The 19396-nt window shown below is 39.0% G+C and carries 18 protein-coding genes; 7 read left to right on the forward strand and 11 right to left on the reverse strand.

What is annotated here, in order from left to right:
• Positions 1–43 precede the first annotated feature (43 nt).
• A complete protein-coding gene (gene phoR, locus I6F10_RS06820; protein ID WP_002962688.1) occupies positions 44–1351 on the forward strand; it encodes a phosphate regulon sensor histidine kinase PhoR in 1308 nt (435 codons plus the stop codon).
• Between the two features lie 115 nt (positions 1352–1466).
• Complete coding sequence (locus I6F10_RS06825) at positions 1467–2435, forward strand: PstS family phosphate ABC transporter substrate-binding protein (RefSeq protein ID WP_039490403.1); 969 nt, start codon at positions 1467–1469, stop codon at positions 2433–2435.
• A gap of 233 nt (positions 2436–2668) precedes the next feature.
• Here I6F10_RS06825 and I6F10_RS06830 read toward each other — a convergent pair whose 3' ends face one another.
• The 8 genes from I6F10_RS06830 to sfsA all read right to left on the reverse strand — a co-directional run bounded on the left by I6F10_RS06830 (position 2669) and on the right by sfsA (position 9097).
• Positions 2669–2905, reverse strand: a complete 237-nt coding sequence (locus I6F10_RS06830) for a hypothetical protein (RefSeq protein ID WP_165744073.1) — start codon at positions 2903–2905, stop codon at positions 2669–2671.
• Positions 2906–2938: 33 nt separating this feature from the next.
• A complete protein-coding gene (gene panC, locus I6F10_RS06835; protein ID WP_138489570.1) occupies positions 2939–3787 on the reverse strand; it encodes a pantoate--beta-alanine ligase in 849 nt (282 codons plus the stop codon).
• Positions 3787–4581 carry a 3-methyl-2-oxobutanoate hydroxymethyltransferase gene (gene panB, locus I6F10_RS06840; protein ID WP_002962679.1) on the reverse strand — a complete coding sequence of 265 codons (795 nt, stop codon included), beginning with the start codon at positions 4579–4581 and terminating at the stop codon, positions 3787–3789. The genes panC and panB overlap by 1 nt, the downstream gene beginning before the upstream one ends.
• Before the next feature lie 30 nt (positions 4582–4611).
• A complete protein-coding gene (gene folK, locus I6F10_RS06845) occupies positions 4612–5097 on the reverse strand; it encodes a 2-amino-4-hydroxy-6-hydroxymethyldihydropteridine diphosphokinase (protein WP_002962677.1) in 486 nt (161 codons plus the stop codon).
• 4 nt (positions 5098–5101) lie between these two features.
• The gene (pcnB, locus tag I6F10_RS06850; RefSeq protein WP_206013271.1) at positions 5102–6583 is read right to left on the reverse strand and encodes a polynucleotide adenylyltransferase PcnB; all 1482 of its coding nucleotides are present in this window, start codon (positions 6581–6583) and stop codon (positions 5102–5104) included.
• A gap of 78 nt (positions 6584–6661) precedes the next feature.
• On the reverse strand, positions 6662–7606 hold the full coding sequence (gluQRS, locus tag I6F10_RS06855; protein WP_138489569.1) for a tRNA glutamyl-Q(34) synthetase GluQRS: 945 nt from the start codon (positions 7604–7606) through the stop codon (positions 6662–6664).
• Positions 7607–7626: 20 nt separating this feature from the next.
• Entirely contained in the window at positions 7627–8070 is a 444-nt protein-coding gene (gene dksA, locus I6F10_RS06860; RefSeq protein WP_002962671.1) for an RNA polymerase-binding protein DksA, read from the reverse strand.
• A gap of 307 nt (positions 8071–8377) precedes the next feature.
• Entirely contained in the window at positions 8378–9097 is a 720-nt protein-coding gene (gene sfsA, locus I6F10_RS06865; RefSeq protein ID WP_165744072.1) for a DNA/RNA nuclease SfsA, read from the reverse strand.
• A 123-nt stretch (positions 9098–9220) separates the two neighbouring features.
• Between sfsA and pepB the strand changes: the two genes are divergently transcribed.
• Positions 9221–10516 (forward strand): aminopeptidase PepB, encoded by a 1296-nt coding sequence (gene pepB, locus I6F10_RS06870; RefSeq protein WP_002962668.1) that lies wholly within the window; start codon positions 9221–9223, stop codon positions 10514–10516.
• Between the two features lie 183 nt (positions 10517–10699).
• On the forward strand, positions 10700–11266 hold the full coding sequence (locus I6F10_RS06875; protein ID WP_002962666.1) for a phosphoribosyltransferase: 567 nt from the start codon (positions 10700–10702) through the stop codon (positions 11264–11266).
• Positions 11267–11331: 65 nt separating this feature from the next.
• Here the strand turns inward: I6F10_RS06875 and I6F10_RS06880 are convergent, their stop codons facing one another.
• Entirely contained in the window at positions 11332–11988 is a 657-nt protein-coding gene (locus I6F10_RS06880) for a Crp/Fnr family transcriptional regulator (protein WP_002962665.1), read from the reverse strand.
• Positions 11989–12275: 287 nt separating this feature from the next.
• Here I6F10_RS06880 and I6F10_RS06885 point away from each other — a divergent pair, with 287 nt between their 5' ends.
• The gene (locus I6F10_RS06885) at positions 12276–12512 is read left to right on the forward strand and encodes a YgjV family protein (protein ID WP_165744071.1); all 237 of its coding nucleotides are present in this window, start codon (positions 12276–12278) and stop codon (positions 12510–12512) included.
• A gap of 356 nt (positions 12513–12868) precedes the next feature.
• On the opposite strand, the gene rdgC is transcribed toward I6F10_RS06885, so the two are convergent.
• The gene (gene rdgC / locus I6F10_RS06890; RefSeq protein ID WP_002962662.1) at positions 12869–13786 is read right to left on the reverse strand and encodes a recombination-associated protein RdgC; all 918 of its coding nucleotides are present in this window, start codon (positions 13784–13786) and stop codon (positions 12869–12871) included.
• A gap of 463 nt (positions 13787–14249) precedes the next feature.
• The gene (locus tag I6F10_RS06895) at positions 14250–16019 is read right to left on the reverse strand and encodes a sensor histidine kinase (RefSeq protein WP_197098666.1); all 1770 of its coding nucleotides are present in this window, start codon (positions 16017–16019) and stop codon (positions 14250–14252) included.
• Positions 16020–16374: 355 nt separating this feature from the next.
• Between I6F10_RS06895 and I6F10_RS06900 the strand changes: the two genes are divergently transcribed.
• Both I6F10_RS06900 and thrA read left to right on the forward strand, forming a co-directional pair.
• Positions 16375–16743 carry a response regulator gene (locus tag I6F10_RS06900; RefSeq protein WP_165744069.1) on the forward strand — a complete coding sequence of 123 codons (369 nt, stop codon included), beginning with the start codon at positions 16375–16377 and terminating at the stop codon, positions 16741–16743.
• 228 nt (positions 16744–16971) lie between these two features.
• Positions 16972–19389: a bifunctional aspartate kinase/homoserine dehydrogenase I gene (gene thrA, locus I6F10_RS06905; RefSeq protein WP_165744068.1), complete on the forward strand. Its 2418-nt coding sequence runs from the start codon at positions 16972–16974 to the stop codon at positions 19387–19389.
• The last annotated feature ends 7 nt before the right edge of the window (positions 19390–19396 follow it).

A 19396-nucleotide genomic window follows, 5' to 3' on the forward strand; every position in this document is an offset into this window, starting at 1 on the left:
TGTAAAATACGCATGTATTACTACTCTAAGGTAAAGTGAGTGTATGTATCGAGTTGTTAATAAGCAGGCGTTAGTAAAGCGCCTGTTTATCTATTTTTTACCCTTACTATTAATTGGTGTGCTGGTTGGCGCGCCATTTTTGCTTTTATTTTTAGGATCTTTTTCCCTCCTTATTTGGCACTACCATCAACTTTATCGTTTGAGCGATTGGCTACTTAATCAACGCAGCTTTAATCCGCCAGAGGGTGAGGGTGCATGGGAGCAAGTGTTCGAAGGTATTTATCATCTCCAGCATCGTAATCGTAAAAAACGTAATGAGCTTGCAGATTTAATTCGTCGCTTTCGCGATGGGGCTGAAGCGGTACCTGATGCGGTTGTGGTACTGCAAAACGATTTAAGTATTGTGTGGTGTAATCAATTAGCCCTTAAAGTGCTCGGTTTGCAGTGGCCTACGGATCATGGTCAGCGCCTTGATAATTTAATTCGCGAACCGAAGTTTGCTAAATACATGCACAAAGGCGAATTTGATGACGCGCTTGAGCTGGATAACGGTCATAGTATTGAGCAGGTGCTTGAGTTTAGGGTAATGCCGTATGCAAGCACGCAACTTATGGTTGTGGTACGTGATGTAACGCGCTTAAAACAGCTAGAACAAATGCGTAAAGACTTTGTAGCCAATGTGTCGCATGAACTACGTACACCGCTTACCGTGGTTACAGGGTATCTTGAGATGATGGATGGCGACATGATGCCGCCGCCAGCAATGTGGAACAAAGCGCAAAATACTATGCTTGAACAATGTAAGCGCATGGATAGTTTAGTCAGCCAATTATTATCGCTTTCGCGTATTGAAGGTGCACGGCGCCAAGATAACGATAAAGCTATAAATGTGCCGCAATTACTTGGTTATATTCACACTGAAGCAAACTCAATTAATCAAGACAAAGGCCACGAACTTATTTTTGATATTGATAAAACCCTTGATATTAAAGGCTCTGAGGATGAACTGCGTAGTGCGTTTTCTAATTTAGTATTCAACGCGATTCATTACACAAAACCAGGCGGTAAAGTAGAAGTATGCTGGCAGCGCAAAAACAATAAAGCGTGTTTTAGTGTTACCGATAATGGTGATGGTATTGCGCCTGAGCATATTAACCGATTAACTGAGCGTTTTTATCGTGTTGATAAAGCTCGCAGTAGAACAACAGGTGGCTCAGGCTTAGGGCTCGCTATAACAAAACATGTGTTAACTCGCCATGATAGTAAATTAAATATTCGTAGTGAAGTTAACAAAGGATCGTGTTTTTCTTTTGAATTTTCAATAGATAAGATAGTTTCGCTGACTAAATAATTAAGCTAATAGGTCAAGTCATAAAAGTGTCATTTAAGAGTAATGTAACTGTCATGTACTCACTTTAGAGTGGGCAGCAGTTAGAAAATGGAACGAACAAACCGGAGAACTCTACATGAAATTTAAAAACTTAGTTGCCGCAATGGGTGTGGCTGTTACAACTTTCGTATCTGCACAAGCAGTTGCTCTAGACCAAAATATTCCTGAGTATCAAAAAATTAGTGGTGTTTCAGGCAACTTTTCATCAGTAGGTTCTGACACTTTAGCCAACATGATGACGTTTTGGGCTGAAGAGTACAAACGTATTTACCCAAATGTAAATATTCAGATTCAAGCAGCAGGTTCTTCTACTGCTCCACCGGCACTTACCGAAGGTACAGCTAACCTGGGTCCAATGAGCCGTAAAATGAAATCTAAAGAAATCGAAGCGTTCGAAAAACGTTACGGTTATAAGCCAACAGAAGTTCGCGTAGCTATTGATGCACTTGCTGTATTTGTACATAAAGATAACCCAATTGAAGGTCTTCGTATTGACCAAGTAGATGCTATATTTTCATCTACTCGTAAATGTGGCGCACCTGAGCAAGTTAACCGTTGGAGCGATGTTGGTCTAACAGGTGATTGGGCAGCTAAAGATGTGCAACTTTACGGACGCAACTCAGTATCAGGTACGTATGGTTACTTTAAAAAGAAAGCACTTTGTAAAGGTGATTTCCGTAATAACGTAAATGAGCAACCGGGTTCTGCATCAGTAGTACAGTCAATTTCATCTTCATTAAATGCAATTGGTTACTCAGGTATAGGTTATAAAACATCAGGCGTACGTACAGTACCGCTAGCTAAAAAAGGCGATAACTTTGTTGATGCAACACTTGATAACGTTGCACAAGGCAAATATCCATTATCTCGCTTTTTATACCTTTACGTGAATAAGCACCCAAACAAGCCGTTGTCTCCAATGGAAGCGCAATTCTTAAAAATGGTACTTTCAAAAGATGGTCAGCAAATTGTAGAAAAAGATGGTTATGTACCACTTTCTGCAAAGCTAGTAAAAACAGAACTTAAAAAGCTTGGTTTGAACTAATACCAATTGCATTAAATTAGTGAGTTATTATAGCGATAAGAAAATAGCGCAATAACAAGGCTAAAATTATGATACATAGTTGTTCTATATAAATAATTTTTAACGTAGTTAGTGAGTTATTTAATACGCTAGGATGGTCATGTTTTTAATAAAATTGGTATGATAAACTATAAGCAATAAAAAACCGCTCATTGAGCGGTTTTTTTGTGCCTAAAACTAAAAACTTTTAGGAATTAAATATTACCTAATTTTTCGGCTTGTGCTTTACATTGATTATAGCTCTCAACACATTTTCCAGAGCATACTTGTTGCTTTAAGCCTTCAGCAGTTGTTTGCTGTTCACAACTAGTTTCACACTGGTAGTTTTGTTGAGCACACTGATTCATTTCAGGGTTTTCAACTTGGTTTTGACAACCTGCCAATAGTGCAAAAGTAAGGGCGACTACGCTTGTTTTTATTAAAGTGTGCATGCTTCTTATCCTTAAAATGGAGTCGCAATAATATTAAATTTCGACTTGGATATTGTCGATCAATCTAACACCACCAAAATAGGCTGCGGCTAAAATAACAAATTGAGTATCTTCGATTGTAGCAGTTTTTAATGTATCTCGTTGAGCAATCTCAAAATAGTCTGGTTTTAGGCCTGCTTGCTCTAAACTTTGTTTAGCTAAGCTTTCAAGTTTTACGAAGTCTTTTTCGCCACTTTTAAGTTGCTCAGCGCACGTATTAAGCGCTTTAAATAATACGGTTGCAGTCGCTTTTTGATCATCAGATAAGTAACCATTACGTGAGCTCATAGCAAGGCCAGAAACTTCTCGCATTGTAGGTACACCAATAACTTCAACCGGAATTGATAAGTCGCGTGCCATGGTTTTAATTACTTGTAGTTGCTGAAAATCTTTTTCACCAAAGCAGGCGTAATCTGGTTGAACTAAGTTAAATAACTTAGTTACGATTGTTGCAACGCCTCTAAAGTGACCTGGACGTGAGCCACCGCAATAGCCTAATGAAATGTCAGGTACATCTACAAAGCTTTGTGCACCTAGTCCGTTAGGATAGATTGTTTCTACGCTTGGGGTAAATACAATATCAGTGCCTAGTTCAGCAAGGCCTTGTTTGTCTTCGTTTAGCGTACGAGGATAGTTATCTAAATCTTCGTTAGCGCCAAATTGCATTGGGTTTACAAAAATACTTACAACGACTTTGTCGGCCAAGTTTTTTGCTTTTTCTACTAGCGAAAAATGCCCACGGTGCAAGTTGCCCATTGTTGGCACAAGCGCCACGCTAAGACCTGCTTGGCGCCATGCTTTAATTTGACTACGTAACGATCTGATTTCAGTTATTGATTGCATTATTTAAACTCATGTTCAGCGCTTGGAAATGCGCCACTTTTAACATCTGTACAATACTTTTGAACGGCAGCAGGCATATTGCCTGTTTCGAGCAAAAAGTTTTTAGAAAATTTAGGAATGTAACCTGCCGAAATACCAACCAGGTCATGCATTACCAGTATTTGGCCGTCAGTTAAGCTGCCAGCACCAATACCAATAGTTGGGATACTTAGAGCGTCTGTAATGCGTTTTGCCAGGGCACTTGGAATACACTCAAGTACTAATAATTGCGCGCCAGCAGCTTCAAGTGCTTTCGCATCATCAATCATTTTTTGTGCTTTATCTTCTTCGCGACCTTGTATTTTAAAGCCACCAAATACATGAACTGACTGTGGTGTAAGGCCTAAATGCCCGCAAACTGGGATACCTTGTTGAGTGAGTGCTTTAATGCTCTCGTAAAGCCACTCTCCGCCTTCAAGTTTAATCATGTTTGCGCCAGCGCGCATAAGCTCAGCTGCATTTTTACAGGTATCACTAACGCTTGAGTAGGTCATAAAAGGTAAGTCAGCAATTACAAATAATTCGCGGCTACCAGCGCGTACACAGCGGGTATGATATGCAATATCTTGATTTGTTACGCCAAGGGTGTCATCGCCGCCTTGTAGTACCATGCCCAATGAGTCGCCCACTAAAATAACTTCAACGCCGTTATCATGAAATAACTTTGCAAAACTAGCGTCGTAGGCTGTTAATGCAGTAATTTTGTTATTTTCTGCTTTCATTTTATTTAAAGTAGAAACGGTTATTTTAGACATAATATCCTCGCAGGCAAAAGCCTAGGTTAATTACAGAGGTAATTGTTGTAAGTCGTTGAGCGGTAAGTTATTTGCAATGGTTTTTAATGCAATGCCGCTAGGTAAAATAAGTTCAGGTGCAAGCTCTAATAGTGGGTAAACCACAAACTCGCGATCACTCAAACCATAATGAGGCACGGTTAAGCGCGCCGTATTTATAATTTGATCATCAAATAATAGGGTATCGATATCAAGTGTGCGTGGACCCCAACGCTCAGCTTTTCTTACTCGACCATGCTCAAGCTCAATACTTTGTGTTAAATCAAGTAATTGCTCTGGATCAAGGGTCGTTTTAATACAGGCTACGGCATTGATATAGTCTGGTTGATCTTGTGGGCCCATAGGCTTACTTGCATAGTAATGCGATACGTTTACAAATTCACAATTAGGCAGCTTTTTAAGCGCAATTATCGCGTTATCAAGCTGCTCTTTTGGTGAGTTTAGGTTGGCACCTAAACCCAAATAAACACAATGCATGTTATTACTCAGTTGGCTTTTTAGTAGGACGACGGCGCTTTCGCGGCTTAGGACCACCTTGATGGCCTAAGCTTTTAACCATCTCTTTTTGGCCGTTTATATCTTTACTTAAGTATTGTGTCCACCACTGAGCAAGCTCTGTATGCTGAGTTTCGCCTGCATCTACGCGTAATAATAAAAAGTCGTAAGCGGCTTTAAAGCGAGGCTGTTGCGTTAGCCTGTATGCACGTTGGCCAGCACGTTTATCTAAGCGGTGCTGAATATGCCAAATATCGCGAGCACCTAAAGTAAAGCGCTTAGGAACAGCTATATGCTGTGAATTATCGCTTAGTACTTTATTCATTGCTTGTGCGAAAGCATCGTATTCAGATAATTGCTCTTGGCTTTGAATTTTTTTAGTGCGCTCAAGCAGTGGGAACCAAAGTAGGGCTGCAAAAATAAACGCCGGTGTTACTTTTTTATCGGCATTAATACGCTTGTCGGTATTTTGAAACATTTGCTGAATAAGCGTGTGCTCTAAGCCACTTGGGTTTTTATCTAAAATTTTATCAAGTTCAGGAAAAAGTGAGCGGAATAAGCCGTATTTACGCAGCATTAAAAAGTTAGCTTCGGCCTTGCCGTTTAAAAACAGTTTAAGAATTTCTTCAAATAAACGAGCTGGCGGAATGTTATCAAGCAAGCTTGCAAGCTCGCTAATTGGCTTTTCACTTTTAGGCGCAATGCTCATATCAAGCTTAGTGGCAAAACGTACTGCACGTAACATACGAACAGGGTCTTCGCGGTAACGCGTTTCAGGATCGCCAATAAGCTCGATTTGTTTAGCTTTAATTGCCGCTAAGCCGTTGGCGTAATCGTGAATACTAAAATCTTTAATTGAGTAATAAAGTGCGTTGATTGAAAAGTCGCGGCGCTCTGCATCTTCTTCAATACTGCCAAATACGTTATCACGTAGTAGTTGACCTTCATTGCTTGATTGGCTTATTTGATTTTTGTCTTCTTGCGCTTCGTGGTGGCCACGCATTGTTGCCACTTCGATAATTTCACGGCCAAATACAATGTGTGCTAGACGAAAGCGACGACCTATCAGGCGACAGTTTCTAAATAGTTTTTTTACCTGATCTGGAGTTGCATTAGTAACTACGTCAAAATCTTTTGGCTGTTGGCCTAACAATATATCGCGAATACAACCACCAACAAGGTAGGCATCGTAGCCACCGTCTTTTAAGCGGTATAATACTTTGATTGCATTTGGGCTAAATTGTTTGCGAGAAATACCATGCTCACCACGAGTGACAACAATAGGTTCACTGCTTACAGAAGCGCTTTGTGCACTTGTATTCGGGCCGATTATTTGTCGACAAAATTGAAAAAGCTTGGAAATAATAGTCTGTCTCCTAGAAGGTGTGATTGACTCTGCATCGCAATCAAAAGTTACAGCAAATAGGGCGGTTATAACCCAGTACAAGCTGTTTGACGTAATTAGCATATATTTAGGCGGCTATCATATACCAGCAGGGTTTAAAAATTAAGTTGATGTGTTGAAATTAAGCCGTTTTTAGCTATTTTATTTACTTAAATGTGTAAATTGGACTTTCTGGCTATGTGGATGTTGAGAAATTTGTATTTCGGATACTTGGGGGACCTGTTTTAAGCTAAAGTTTTTAATTCCCCAATCGATTAATTGTTCTATATTTAAGTCGCTTAAATCAGCTATAACAGGTAGCCCTAAAAATTCAAAAGCGCTAAGTAAAGCAGGCTTTGGATTTTGTTTACAAATGGCGGGGGCATAATTTTGTTTAGATAGTTTAAAACCGGGTTTGGCAACCGCTAAAGGTAAATGAGCAAATTCAGGTACGGGGCTGTCGAGTTGTTTAAACAAACTAATTTGCCGAGCTGTTGGTTCAATTAAATCTGCGCCTCTTACGATTCGATTTATCCTTTGATCGATATCATCGACGACCACAACAAGTTGATATGCAAATAAACCGTCACTGCGTTTAATTAAGTAATCTTCGTGGGATAATGCACTATTTACAGATATATCACCTTGAATTAAATCACTAAATTGGGTCGTTGGATGTTGCTGAACTAAACGAAGTGCGCCGGATTGAGTATGATGATTAAGTGCTTTGCAATGCCCCTGATAAATACCGCCAATAGCTTTTATTTGCTTGCGAGTACAGGTGCAGCCATAAACAAGGTTTTGCTCTAAAAGTGAGTGGGTAATATCTTGATATAAAGACAGACGCTGCGTTTGATATACAACAGGTTCATCCCAGTAAAGGGCGTAGGCTTGTAAGGTATTTAGAATATCGGAGTCGGCGTTTTTAACCACGCGCGTAGTGTCAATGTCTTCTATACGAACTAACCATTTTCCTTGATTAGCTTTTGCATCTAGATAACTACCCACAGCCGCTACAAGTGAGCCAAAATGTAATGGCCCAGAAGGAGACGGTGCAAAACGACCGCGATATTTACGCATAGGCGCAGTAACGGCTGTAGGAGACATAACTAACTAATAAGTTTTAATTAGCCGCGTCCAGATTGCTTTTCTTTGATTTCTGCAAGTGTTTTACAGTCTACGCATAAATCGGCAGTAGGACGTGCTTCTAAGCGACGTATGCCAATTTCGATGCCACAAGACTCACAAAAGCCAAAATCATCTTCTTTAATCAAATTAATTGTTTTTTCAATTTTTTTGATTAATTTACGTTCGCGGTCACGAGTACGAAGTTCTAAAGAGAATTCTTCTTCTTGTGCAGCGCGGTCAACTGGGTCAGGAAAGTTAGCAGCTTCGTCTTGCATGTGCGATTTAGTACGATCAACTTCGTTACGTAAATCGTTACGCCAAGTCTCTAAAATTGCTCTAAAATGAGCACGTTGTGCATCATTCATGTACTCTTCGCCTGGTTTTTCTTGGTATGGTTCTAAACCGGCTTGAGCCAATAAACCATGTTTCTTTTGGTCTGGCATAACTCTCTCCTAAATCCTTAATTTAATGCCTCAGCATTAGCCGGCGGTATAAATAACAGAATCTTATATCCTAGGCAAATTTATTTTTAATTAATCGAATTAGCTTCAACCATGCTTACTGAGTAAAAAGTGTATTAATAGTTTATTTACACTTTTAATTAATTCACATATTCGCTTTCTAAAACTTGCCTTGTTATATGGGCAAAAGCTTTAAAAACAAGTTAATTTTTATAATTCACTTTTTACCACTTTCTATAATTAGGGTGCTTTGTAAATTACGCTTAGTTCAATCCCTTGGTTTATTACACTATTCTATAAATGCTATTCTTTTATGAAGTAAGACTCCATTAGCTGAAATTTTGGCTTTGTATGCTAATACTTCAACACCGGCTATTATTGCTTGGTTTAATAACGTGGCGTATTTTTTATCAATATGCGCAGCTGCACTTACGGTATTTATTCCTTCATGTAAAACAGCGAACAGTAATACTGCTCGGTGGCCTTGTTCGATCATTTCTATTAGTTCGCGGATATGTTTTTGTCCACGCAGTGTTTGCGCATCAGGAAAGTAGCCTTGCCCGCTTTGTGGTGCATCTTCGCTTAATAATGTGACTGACTTAACTTCTACATAGCAATTGGGCTTATTTTCGTCTGTGAGTAAAAAGTCGATACGACTGTTTTCGCTGCCGTACTTAACTTCGCTTTGCAATTGACTGTAGTCGAGTAGCTCGCTTATGACATTATTGTTTATTGCTTCTTCTACTACTTTATTAGCCACCGCTGTATTTACACAAATAAGCTGCGATAAGTTATTTTGCGTAAGCTCTAATGAATGCGGGTATTTTCGTTTTGCGTTATCGCTTGTTGAATAAAAAGCAGTAAAGCCTGGCTCAGCGCATCCCGTCATTTTACCTGTATTTGCACAATGTGCGGTAAATTCGCTGCCATCACTTAATTGTAAATCAGCTAAAAAGCGTTTGTAGCGCTTTAATAATATGGCTGGTTGCAGCGCTGGCGTGTACTTCATAATAACTTCCAAAGCGTAAACACTGCTCAGCAGTGTGATTTATGTTATTTATCTCAAGCTGTTGGGAACTTAAGCGCTCTATAGTAAACTCGGTGGCACATTTAAGTGCAAGGGAATTCTAACATGAGTGAAAAATTTGTTGTTCAACTAAGCGAACAAGCAGCAGCGAGTCATTGGGGCGATAATGCGTCATTGTCTTTTAACGAGCGCGGTGCAACTGTTCATTTATCAGAGCAAGACACATTAAAAAATGTTCAAAAAGCAGGCCGTACTATTGCAAGCCAAGGCGTTAAAAATGTTGAATTAGCAGGTGATACTTGGTGTACAGAAAGCCAGTGGGCTTTTTACCAAGGCTTTGTAACACCAAAATCATTAAACGGTGTTGAGTTTGTTGATAACGCACAATCAGATATTAAAGAACTTGCTCACTTAAAAACGTCAGCAATTTGGGCACGTGAAATGGTTAACGGTACTGCCGATGACATTTACCCAGAAAGCCTAGCTGAAAAAGCAGCTGAGTTTATTCAATCATTAGCGCCTGAACACGTAAGTTACCAAATTATTAAAGGTGATGCGTTACTAGAACAACAGTGGATTGGTATTCATGCAGTTGGTCGCGGTAGTGTTCGCCCACCAGTATTGCTTGAGCTTGATTACAACCCAACAGGCGACGAAAATGCACCAGTAAGTGCTGCGCTTGTTGGTAAAGGTATTACGTTTGACTCAGGTGGTTACTCAATTAAATCAAGCGAAGGTATGCTTGGTATGAAGTGCGACATGGGCGGCGCTGCAACAGTAACAGCAGGTTTAGCATTGGCTATTAACCGTGGTATTGAAAAACGTATTAAGCTGTTTTTATGTTGTGCTGAGAACTTAATTTCGGGTCATGCATACAAATTAGGTGACATTCTTACTTACAAAAATGGCACAACAGTTGAAATTGTAAACACGGATGCTGAAGGTCGCTTAGTACTTGCTGATGGCTTAATGGCAGCAGGAGAGACTGGCGCTCCACTTATCATTGATGCAGCAACACTAACTGGAGCAGCGCTTGTTGCTGTTGGCCAAGAGTACAATGCATTATTTGCACTTGATAAAGAACTTGCACGTGAAGTTGAAAGTTTTGCATCTCAAGAAATGGAAGCTGCTTGGCCACTTCCTCTTGAAAAATGGCATCAACAAAACTGCCCATCTCCTTATGCTGATACAGCAAATAGCCGTGCACAAAAGGGTGGCGGTTACGGTGGTGCATCGAATGCTGCAGGCTTTTTATCACGCTTTGTGCCAAACGATGGCAAAGGCTGGGTGCACATAGACTTAGCTGCTGCTTTTAACATGGGCAGTACAAGCCAATGGGCAGCGGGCGCAACAACTCAAGGTATGCGTACGGTTGCTCGTACCCTACAAGAAAAAGCATAATATTTACTAAATTATGCTTTTTACACTAAAAATAGGCACCTTTGGGTGCCTATTTTTTAATTTACAGGCAAGCAATTTTATTTCATTTGCGGTAAAATCCGTCGCCAATACCTGTTTGAGTTTAATTTTTGCTTAACTCTAAGCTGCGCTCAAATCTTATATCCACCACTGGGGTTTCTAATTATGTCAGATAAGTGCTACATCACAGCTCAACAGCTGCTTGAAGATTCGTTCCGCGTAGCGGCACAAGTATACCAAGATGGCTTTCGTCCTGATTTTATTATTGGTATTTGGCGAGGTGGTGCACCGATCGGTATTGCTGTTCAAGAATATTACGATTATAAAGGCATTGAGACTGACCACATTGCAGTGCGTACATCGTCTTATTACGGTATTGGTAAACAATCTAAAGAAATTAAAGTCCACGGTTTGCATTACATTGTTGAGAACGCAAATGCAGGCGACTCATTATTAATTGTTGATGATGTATTTGACTCTGGTCGTAGTATTGTTGCATTAAAAGAAAAGCTTTCAGAGCTTATGCGCTTAAACTTGCCACGTGATATTCGTATTGCATGTCCGTACTACAAGCCAAAAAACTCAAAAGTAGACACTGTTCCAGATTATTATATTCATGAGTCTGAAGAGTGGTTAGTGTTCCCGCATGAACTATCGGGTTTAACACCGGATGAAATTATTGCAGGTAAATCTGATCTTGTGAAAATTCATGACATTTTGCTAGAGAAGTAATCAGTAATTTGTATAAATAAAAAAAGGCCGTTAAGGCCTTTTTTTATGGGTAAATTTTAAATAACTTAAAGTTGAGCAAAGCTATCTACGTATTCACTTAGCTTTGGTATATCGACTGCTTGTAAGCCATCGTTACTTCTAAGTACCAAGCCTTTTTCGACAAGTTCTGTAACAACACGTCTGTAAGCTCGCTCAGTGGTAGCAAAGCGTTCGGCTTCAGCATTTACAGTTGGATAGGCTCTAAGTAGCGTAGGGTTGTTGTTCTCGGCCCTTAGTAAGCAATCTTTGGCTATGTTGTAGCTCAATGGTAGTAGTAGCTTATCTAAATTGATTTTTTGGTTTTCCTGAAATTTAGCCGCAATAGTTTGTGCGGTGTATAAACTCAGTTCTGGTTTTTCAAGCAGCAGAGCACGCCAATGTCTTAATTCAATAAGATTATAAGTTACATCGCTAAAGCACGTTACCGTATAAATACACGGATTATTATTTAGCGCTTCTATTTCACCAATAAGGGTGTTGTTACAATCCAATTGTCCTAACAGCAGGCGTCGTCCATTACCTACGTCGTAACTAAACGACACAGTGCCACTGCGTACAAGCACAAGCTTGCTTAAAGGCTGATCTTGATGGATCAGAACTTCTTTTTTTGATTGTTGATAGCTACTACCGGCAAAGGTTAAAAGCTGATCAACAAGGTAACTAGAAAAATGGTATTGAAACATCAATGTGCTCTTCGGACATTTGTCCTATTTATTACATCTTAATGACGTTAGCATTAAGACACTAAGAATTTACGCTAACTTGCTACTAATATTATTAGCTTTGCTAATAATATTATTTTACCTTCATTTCCCGTGTAATGATTTAAGTATTTGCTGGTGTTTTCCGGCAAACTTTTTCAGGTTTTTAAGCAAGTTAGCTTTTTTATTTTGTTGTAACTTTGCAATACTTATAAGTGCCATAAGTTAGCAGTACATGTAATGCTAACCTAAAGGCTAGGAGAGAACAATTGAGTTGGGAATATTTAGGCTATATTGCAACAGCTTTATTGGTTGCATCGTTAACAATGACAGATGTAGTAAAACTGCGTTGGTACAACATGTTTGGTTGTATTGTATTTACTGCATACGGTGTTGCCATTGGCGCAGTACCTGTTATTTTTACCAACGGCTTATTGTCGCTTGTAAATTTATACCACATTATAAAAATATATCGCCAACCTAAAGTTGAAGACGCTAAAAGCTAAAATAAGTTATCTGCATAAATAAGTTAATGATTTCAATTAAAATCAAAACTTCAGTTTTTGTGCAGTCCAGCTTGAAGCGCATATAGATAATCTCATATCACTCTACATAACTTTCCTTTGAACCTTGCTGTAATCTCTTACTTGAGAGATGATTACCTTAGGTTTTAATACGCCGAACGTTAGCTAAATTCTTTTCGCGGATAACAAATATATAAATAAGCGCTTCTAAAAATTCCATTAAAAAATCCGATAGCAGTAAACTGCTATCGGATTTTTTTATCTGTTATACCAACCTACTTATATATGAATCTATTTAATGCTTCAAAGCGCTTAAATATTTATGTAGGTTGTGGTATTTACGCTTTTTCTAAATCTTCAACGTCACCTAAGCCAGCAGTTAGTTCTTCAAGTAATTGCTTTATTTCCTCAGAAGCTAAAATAAAGTCAGCATCAAGTTTTAAAGCCATATCTTCTTTAGGAATATCTGCGTTCTCTTCTTTTAGAGTTTCAGAGTAGCTTAAACGCTTGATAGAGCCATCGTTTTGCAACATAAACTTGAGGCGTTCTTGCCAATCAAGTGCCAGTTTAGTTACGCGTTTACCACTTTCTAAGTGCGATTTAACCTCATCACATGCCAGATCATGGCCTTTTAGTTTTACTTGTGCACCGCTGTCGTCAGCTTCTTCAAGCTCAGCGTCAGAGCCAATAGCAAAACCTTCTGGTGTACTAAAGTTAGTTAACCAATCAGTTAAGAATACATCTAGGTCGTAGTTAGCAAACGCAGGTACAACTGGGAGCGTTCCTAACGATTTACGAAGTAGTGCCAGTAGCTCTTCAGCTTTATTAAAGCTGCCACTATTTACAACCACCCAGCCATTTTCTTGGTCAATAAAGGCAAATTGTAAGCTCGACTTTTTAAATGCCTGGGGTAGAAGAGTATGAAGAATGTTTTCTTTTAATTCGTCTTTTTCTTTCTTTTTAACAGGGCGGTTTTCTTCGGCTTCTATCTGATCAATTTTCTCAGCAACTAGTTCGTTGATAACAGAAGCTGGGAGTACTTTTTCTTCACGTTTTGCGCAAACTAAAATACTTTTTTGAGAAAAATGCGATAGTGTTTCGCCATGCTTTCCAAACGCTTTCGTCCAACCAAATGTTGCAAGCTCTTGACCAGTACATGGGCGAAATAAATCTTGCTCTAATGCTTTATCAAAATCTTCTTGGGTGTATGAAACGTCTTGCTTAAAGCGGTAACAAATAAGGTTACTAAACCACATAGGGGAATTGATCCATTTGAAAAATTTGTCCAATCATAGCAATAAAAACAGCATCTCGAAATGACTGATTTGTTACTAGGGCGTGTTGAACTTTATGGATTGAAATTTGTTCAATCCAAGGAAGATTAAATCGCGGCGCGAGGTTTGTAACCTAGCGGGCTCGGTAACTGCTCCTGCGTTACCCTACTGGCTTACATCCATATAAGAATAAGTAAAAACCGAGCAAAGCTTCCGCGTCCTGCTCACGCGCCTTACCTACATCCATGTAGGCAACAAAGAGTTAATCGTCCCTAGATCGAGCTCAAAGGGCTGCGCATGTTTGGTATTTATGCTGCGTTATCGCCTATTTATGGGGAATAACCACACTACATAGGCTCTGCCTTGCCTAAAAACCAAACATGTTGCTGTAAATTCAACCACCAAAGATCAACGCGCCCTAATAATTTAATGCATATACTTTTTTTTATTCATATTTATCAAAAATAGGCATTGGCTTAGCCATGTTCTTTGGAAATTGAATATAGTAACGCAGACCTTTGCCTGGTTCACTCGTTGCATCAATAGATCCACTAAGGGTTTGTTTAACTAAATTAAACATTATATGGGTACCTAATCCGCTTCCGCCCTCATCGCGTTTAGTCGTAAAGAATGGGTCAAACAATTTTTTCAATTGCTCACTGGTAACTCCGTTACCGTCATCTTTGTAATCAATCGTTAAGTTAGTGTCATCTGCGCTTATTTTGATATCCATCACACCGTTGCTTTTACCTTCAAAGCCATGAATGAGTGAATTCATAATTAAGTTAGTAAAAATTTGGCTGATGGCGCCTGCCGGTAAATTTAAAACTAAATCATCAGGGCATTCTAATTTTATTGTATGGGATGTCTTTTTTAGTTTTGGATGCAGTGAGCGTATTACTTCGTTAGTGTAATCTTTAAAGTTAATAGTTCTTACAGCTTCACTGGCCTGATCGACCGCTATTTGCTTAAAGCTAGCAATAAGCTCTGAGGCTCTATCTAAGTTAGTGGTTAACAAACTTGTACTTTGTTTTGCTTCGTTAATAAATTCTTCTAGTGCTTTTGGTGAAAGTGTTTTTTCACTGTAAGCAATTTCGAGTTTACTTAAGCGTTCTTGCAAAAACGATATTGCCGTTACACCTATACCAATAGGGGTGTTTATATCATGTGTAATACCCGCCACAAGTCCGCCTAGTGCGGCCATCTTCTCTGTGCCTAATAAACGTTCCTGTGCAAGGCTTAACTCTTCTATATAACGCTGAGATTCAGTTTGTTTTGTAATTAGCTCTTGCTCTGTGCTGCGGCGTAAATCTATTTCTTCAGTGAGCACAATTTTTTGCTTTTCAAGTTCGTATTTTTGCTGTTGTAATTCCATCATTGCTTGGCTTAAGTTTGATGTTTTACGGGCTACGTCTTGCTCTAGTTGTATGTTGTGATGATCGAGCTTTTCGTTACTAATAATGAGTTCTTTTTGGGTGTGCTCAAGCTCTTTTCTGTACTGAACCACTTTATCTATTAGTTTGTTAAACGACTGCTCCATTACTTTTAGTTCGTTATGCTCCTCTGTTTCTATTTCTATGTGCTGTCCTTCTAGCTCATCTAATTCTAGGTTTTCTAGTTGCTCAGTAAGCTCAGCTAAGGGATCTGTAAGAAGCTTTCTAAATGCCATTAAAAATAAAATGATTAAAAAGGTGGTTTTAATCATCGCATTACCAATCAAAAAGTAGATTGATACCATAATTCGGCTGAAAACAACTTCTCGGCTAGAGAACAAGGTAACGTCGCCCACTTGGGTAGCACGGCCAGAAAATTCAAAAATAAGTGGAAAGGTGTAACCAAACAGACCGGATTTCGCGTCTTCTAAAATAGCTTCTTCTTGTACTAACTGTTGGTTATATAGCTTATGTATGTCGAGCGAGCGCCCTAACTGTGAAATAATTTCGCCGCTGTCATCTCGAACAATAATCCCTTCAATCATGGGAATGGCGAGTAAACCTTCTGCTGTTGTAATTGTTTGCTTGGTATTAAGCTCCCAAATTGCACGTGTTAAGCTACGACTAAAGGTTTTTTGTAATGTACTTAATTCATCACGTATATAGTCTTTAGTATTGAGATATTCAGCAAGCACCTGTCCGCAAGTCACTACGAAGGTAAGCAAAAAATAAACGGATAAAACGCTTGTTAGTAGCTTCTTAGAAAGGCTTTTTTGTAACATGAGTGACTTGTTCATCCTTTGTTATTTTTGTAACGTTACTATTGTAATTTAAAAGTTAGTCAATAAACCTCTAAAAATAAATAAAAAAGTTAAAATTTAATAAGATAAATCTAATTAAATAGGTATGTAGTATTAATGTAATTAAATTCAGCTATGAATTAGTAAATTTGTTAGACGTTAAGTTTTGTAAGTTTGATTAGAATTTAGTTTCGTTAATCATATTTAAATGAATTAATTCTATATTTATCATTGCATTGAATTATTAATGCGCTAAGTATTTAGATGCGTGTTAAAGTGTCTTGAGTGCAAAGGAAGATGGTCTTTTAATAACTTTGATGGTTGTGTAGTAGTAAACATGATGAAATTTTCGATATTAGTCTGTGATGATTCTGCTGTTGCTCGTAAACAAGTCGTGCGGTGTTTAAATGAGTGTATAGATGCAGATATACAACAAGCTATAAATGGAGCAAACGCCCTCGATCTTTTAAGAGCACAAAACTTTGATTTACTGTGCCTAGACCTCACCATGCCAGAGGTTGATGGTATACAAGTACTTGAAACTATAAAAATAGAAAAAATAGAGTGCTTTGTGTTGGTTATTTCTGCTGATATACAGGAGAAAATGAAGCAACGAGTCGCCCAACTTGGCGCAATTGATTTTATTGATAAACCTATTAACAAATCAAGCTTAAATAAAATATTGCATAAATTTGGCATTCATTAGGTTTTTTCATGTTAAAAAAGGCTGTTTTATCTTTTAATTTAGGGTTGACAGCATAGCCTTTGTTAAGGCAGTCTTAACATATGAAAACAATTAATCGCGTACTGACCATTATTATTACAACCATCATTCTTACTGGATAGTGGCATAGGTCGGTGCAACAAATTTAAAGGCCTGTGTTCACTTAGAACACAGGCCTTTTTTCGTTTTATGGGATGAGGAACATAAACAATGCGAGTTTTAAAATTTGGTGGGTCTTCACTTGCCGATTATGCATGCTTACAACAGGTAGCTCAGTTAGTTAAAGCACAGTTAAAAGATGAAATGTTATTGGTGCTTTCTGCTCCAGGTGGAATGACCGATTCGCTAGTTGCACTCGCAAGTGCCGCAGAGCAAGGCTTAGATTTTTCGCAGCAATGGCAAGCATTAGCGAGTCGCTGTGAAGGCCTAAAAGCTGACGTTGAAAAAAGTGGCGTAGTAGTTACAATCTGGCCAGATCTAAGGGAACTTAAAAATAAACTAGATGGCGTGTCGCTTATACAGTGTTGCCCTGATCAAGTTCGCGCATTTGTAATTAGCTTTGGAGAGCGCGTTAGCGTTTCTTTAATGCAGGCTTTATTGAACTCGCACGATGCAAGATACTTAGAAGCAACAAGCTGTATCGCCTCAACTGGTGGTTATATCGACGCCGAGGCTGATTTAGTAACAAGTAAAGCGCGCTTTCAAGCTGTGCTTAAAGAAAATCCTGCAACTATTTATATCATGCCTGGTTTTACTGCGAGTAATGACAAGGGCGAGCTTACAACGCTTGGTCGTAATGGCTCAGACTACTCAGCAGCAATTGCAGCAGCATGTTTAGAAGCTGAGATTTGTCAAATTTGGACAGACGTTGATGGCGTATACAGTGCTGATCCTCGTTATATTAAAAAAGCCACTAAAGTAGATTTTTTATCTTATAAAGAAGCGATGGAGCTTTCTTACTTTGGTGCAAAAGTACTTCACCCAAAAACAATTTTACCGTGTGCTAAAGCAGGCGTGCCATGTGAAATTAAAAATACGCATAACCCAGACGCACAAGGCTCATTAATTGGTAACGATTATTCATCTGATGAGCCCGTAAAAGCGCTTTCTAGCTTACAAGACCTTGCAATGTTAACTGTTTCAGGCCCAGGCATGAAAGGTAAAGTAGGCATGGCGTCTAAGGTATTTAACGCGCTTGCTCATGATAACGTATCAATTGTATTGATCACGCAATCATCATGTGAATTTAGCATTAGTTTTTGTGTGCACGAAACAGACCTAGCACTTGCACTCGATGCGCTACAAACTGCATTTGAGCTTGAATTACAAGCAGGACTTATTGAGCCTGTACAAGTACAGCGTAATTTAGCCATTGTTACTTTAGTGGGCGACAACATGCGCGCACACCGTGGCTTAGCGGCTAAGTTTTTTGCATCGCTTGCACAAGCGCAAGTAAATATTGTGGCAATTGCACAGGATTCTACAGAAAGTGCTATTTCTGCGGTAATTGATGGTGAGTTATGTAATGACGCTGTAAAAATATGCCATGAAAACTTTTTCACGCATGTGCCGTCAATTGATGTGTTTTTACTAGGTTGTGGCTTAGTAGGGCAAGAGCTTATTAATCAGCTTGAACGTCAGCAAGCTTGGCTTGAAAAGCGTAATATTAAACTTAACTTGTATGGTGTTGCTAACTCTCGTCAATTACACCTTGATAACGAAGGCATCGCTTTTAGTGATTGGCAGCAAAAATTGGCCTTATCTGAGCAAGCATTTGATTTAAAATTAGTAGAGCAATTTGTTAAGCAAAACCACTTAGTGAATCCGGTATTAGTAGATTGTACATCTTCAGATGCACTTGCTGCGCAGTATGTAGACTTTTTAAATGCAGGCTTTCATGTGGTTGCAGCTAATAAAAAAGCGACAACAAGCTCATACACGTATTACCAAGATTTAATAGCTGCTACGCAAAAGAATAATCGTAAATTTTTATACGAAACTAACGTTGGTGCAGGCTTACCAGTAATCGATAACTTGCAGTCATTATTTGGTGCCGGTGATGAGTTACTAGAGTTTAGCGGTATTTTATCAGGCTCACTTTCGTATATGTTTGGCGCACTTCAAGATGGTTTATCACTTTCTGAGGCAACTATTAAAGCCAAAGAAAGCGGTTTTACTGAGCCAGATCCTCGTGATGATTTATCGGGTACCGATGTAGCACGTAAGTTACTGATCATTGCTCGCGAAGCCGGTATGAAATTGGAGCTAAGCGATATTGAAGTTGAGTCAGTATTACCACAAGGTTTTGCACAAGGTGATAGCGTTGATGAGTTTATGGCAAAACTACCAAGCCTAGATGCTGATTTTAATGACCGCATTCAAAGTGCTGCGAGCGAAGGTAAGGTACTTCGTTATGTAGGTACAATTAAAGGAGGTCACTGTAAAGTAGGTATTGAGGCTGTTGATGAAAAACATGCGCTTAATGTAATTCGCGATGGCGAAAACGCGCTTGCTATTTTAAGTCAATACTACCAGCCACGTCCGTTTGTTATTCGTGGTTATGGTGCAGGCTCTGAAGTAACAGCAGCGGGTGTATTTGCTGATATTTTAAAAACACTATCGCGCTAGGAGCTCG

The sequence above is a fragment of the Pseudoalteromonas sp. SWYJZ98 genome (assembly GCF_015864495.1).
Taxonomy (GTDB): Bacteria; Pseudomonadota; Gammaproteobacteria; order Enterobacterales; family Alteromonadaceae; genus Pseudoalteromonas; species Pseudoalteromonas distincta.

Coding starts and splice junctions, on each gene's coding strand:
- I6F10_RS06895 (WP_197098666.1), bottom strand. CDS start 16,019: ATGTTACAAAAAAGCCTTTCTAAGAAGCTACTAACAAGCGTTTTATCC.
- I6F10_RS06880 (WP_002962665.1), bottom strand. CDS start 11,988: ATGTTTCAATACCATTTTTCTAGTTACCTTGTTGATCAGCTTTTAACC.
- gluQRS (WP_138489569.1), bottom strand. CDS start 7,606: ATGTCTCCTACAGCCGTTACTGCGCCTATGCGTAAATATCGCGGTCGT.
- I6F10_RS06825 (WP_039490403.1), top strand. CDS start 1,467: ATGAAATTTAAAAACTTAGTTGCCGCAATGGGTGTGGCTGTTACAACT.
- folK (WP_002962677.1), bottom strand. CDS start 5,097: ATGCATTGTGTTTATTTGGGTTTAGGTGCCAACCTAAACTCACCAAAA.
- dksA (WP_002962671.1), bottom strand. CDS start 8,070: ATGCCAGACCAAAAGAAACATGGTTTATTGGCTCAAGCCGGTTTAGAA.
- I6F10_RS06900 (WP_165744069.1), top strand. CDS start 16,375: ATGATGAAATTTTCGATATTAGTCTGTGATGATTCTGCTGTTGCTCGT.
- I6F10_RS06830 (WP_165744073.1), bottom strand. CDS start 2,905: ATGCACACTTTAATAAAAACAAGCGTAGTCGCCCTTACTTTTGCACTA.
- pepB (WP_002962668.1), top strand. CDS start 9,221: ATGAGTGAAAAATTTGTTGTTCAACTAAGCGAACAAGCAGCAGCGAGT.
- panB (WP_002962679.1), bottom strand. CDS start 4,581: ATGTCTAAAATAACCGTTTCTACTTTAAATAAAATGAAAGCAGAAAAT.
- rdgC (WP_002962662.1), bottom strand. CDS start 13,786: ATGTGGTTTAGTAACCTTATTTGTTACCGCTTTAAGCAAGACGTTTCA.
- phoR (WP_002962688.1), top strand. CDS start 44: ATGTATCGAGTTGTTAATAAGCAGGCGTTAGTAAAGCGCCTGTTTATC.
- sfsA (WP_165744072.1), bottom strand. CDS start 9,097: ATGAAGTACACGCCAGCGCTGCAACCAGCCATATTATTAAAGCGCTAC.
- thrA (WP_165744068.1), top strand. CDS start 16,972: ATGCGAGTTTTAAAATTTGGTGGGTCTTCACTTGCCGATTATGCATGC.
- panC (WP_138489570.1), bottom strand. CDS start 3,787: ATGCAATCAATAACTGAAATCAGATCGTTACGTAGTCAAATTAAAGCA.
- I6F10_RS06875 (WP_002962666.1), top strand. CDS start 10,700: ATGTCAGATAAGTGCTACATCACAGCTCAACAGCTGCTTGAAGATTCG.
- pcnB (WP_206013271.1), bottom strand. CDS start 6,583: ATGCTAATTACGTCAAACAGCTTGTACTGGGTTATAACCGCCCTATTT.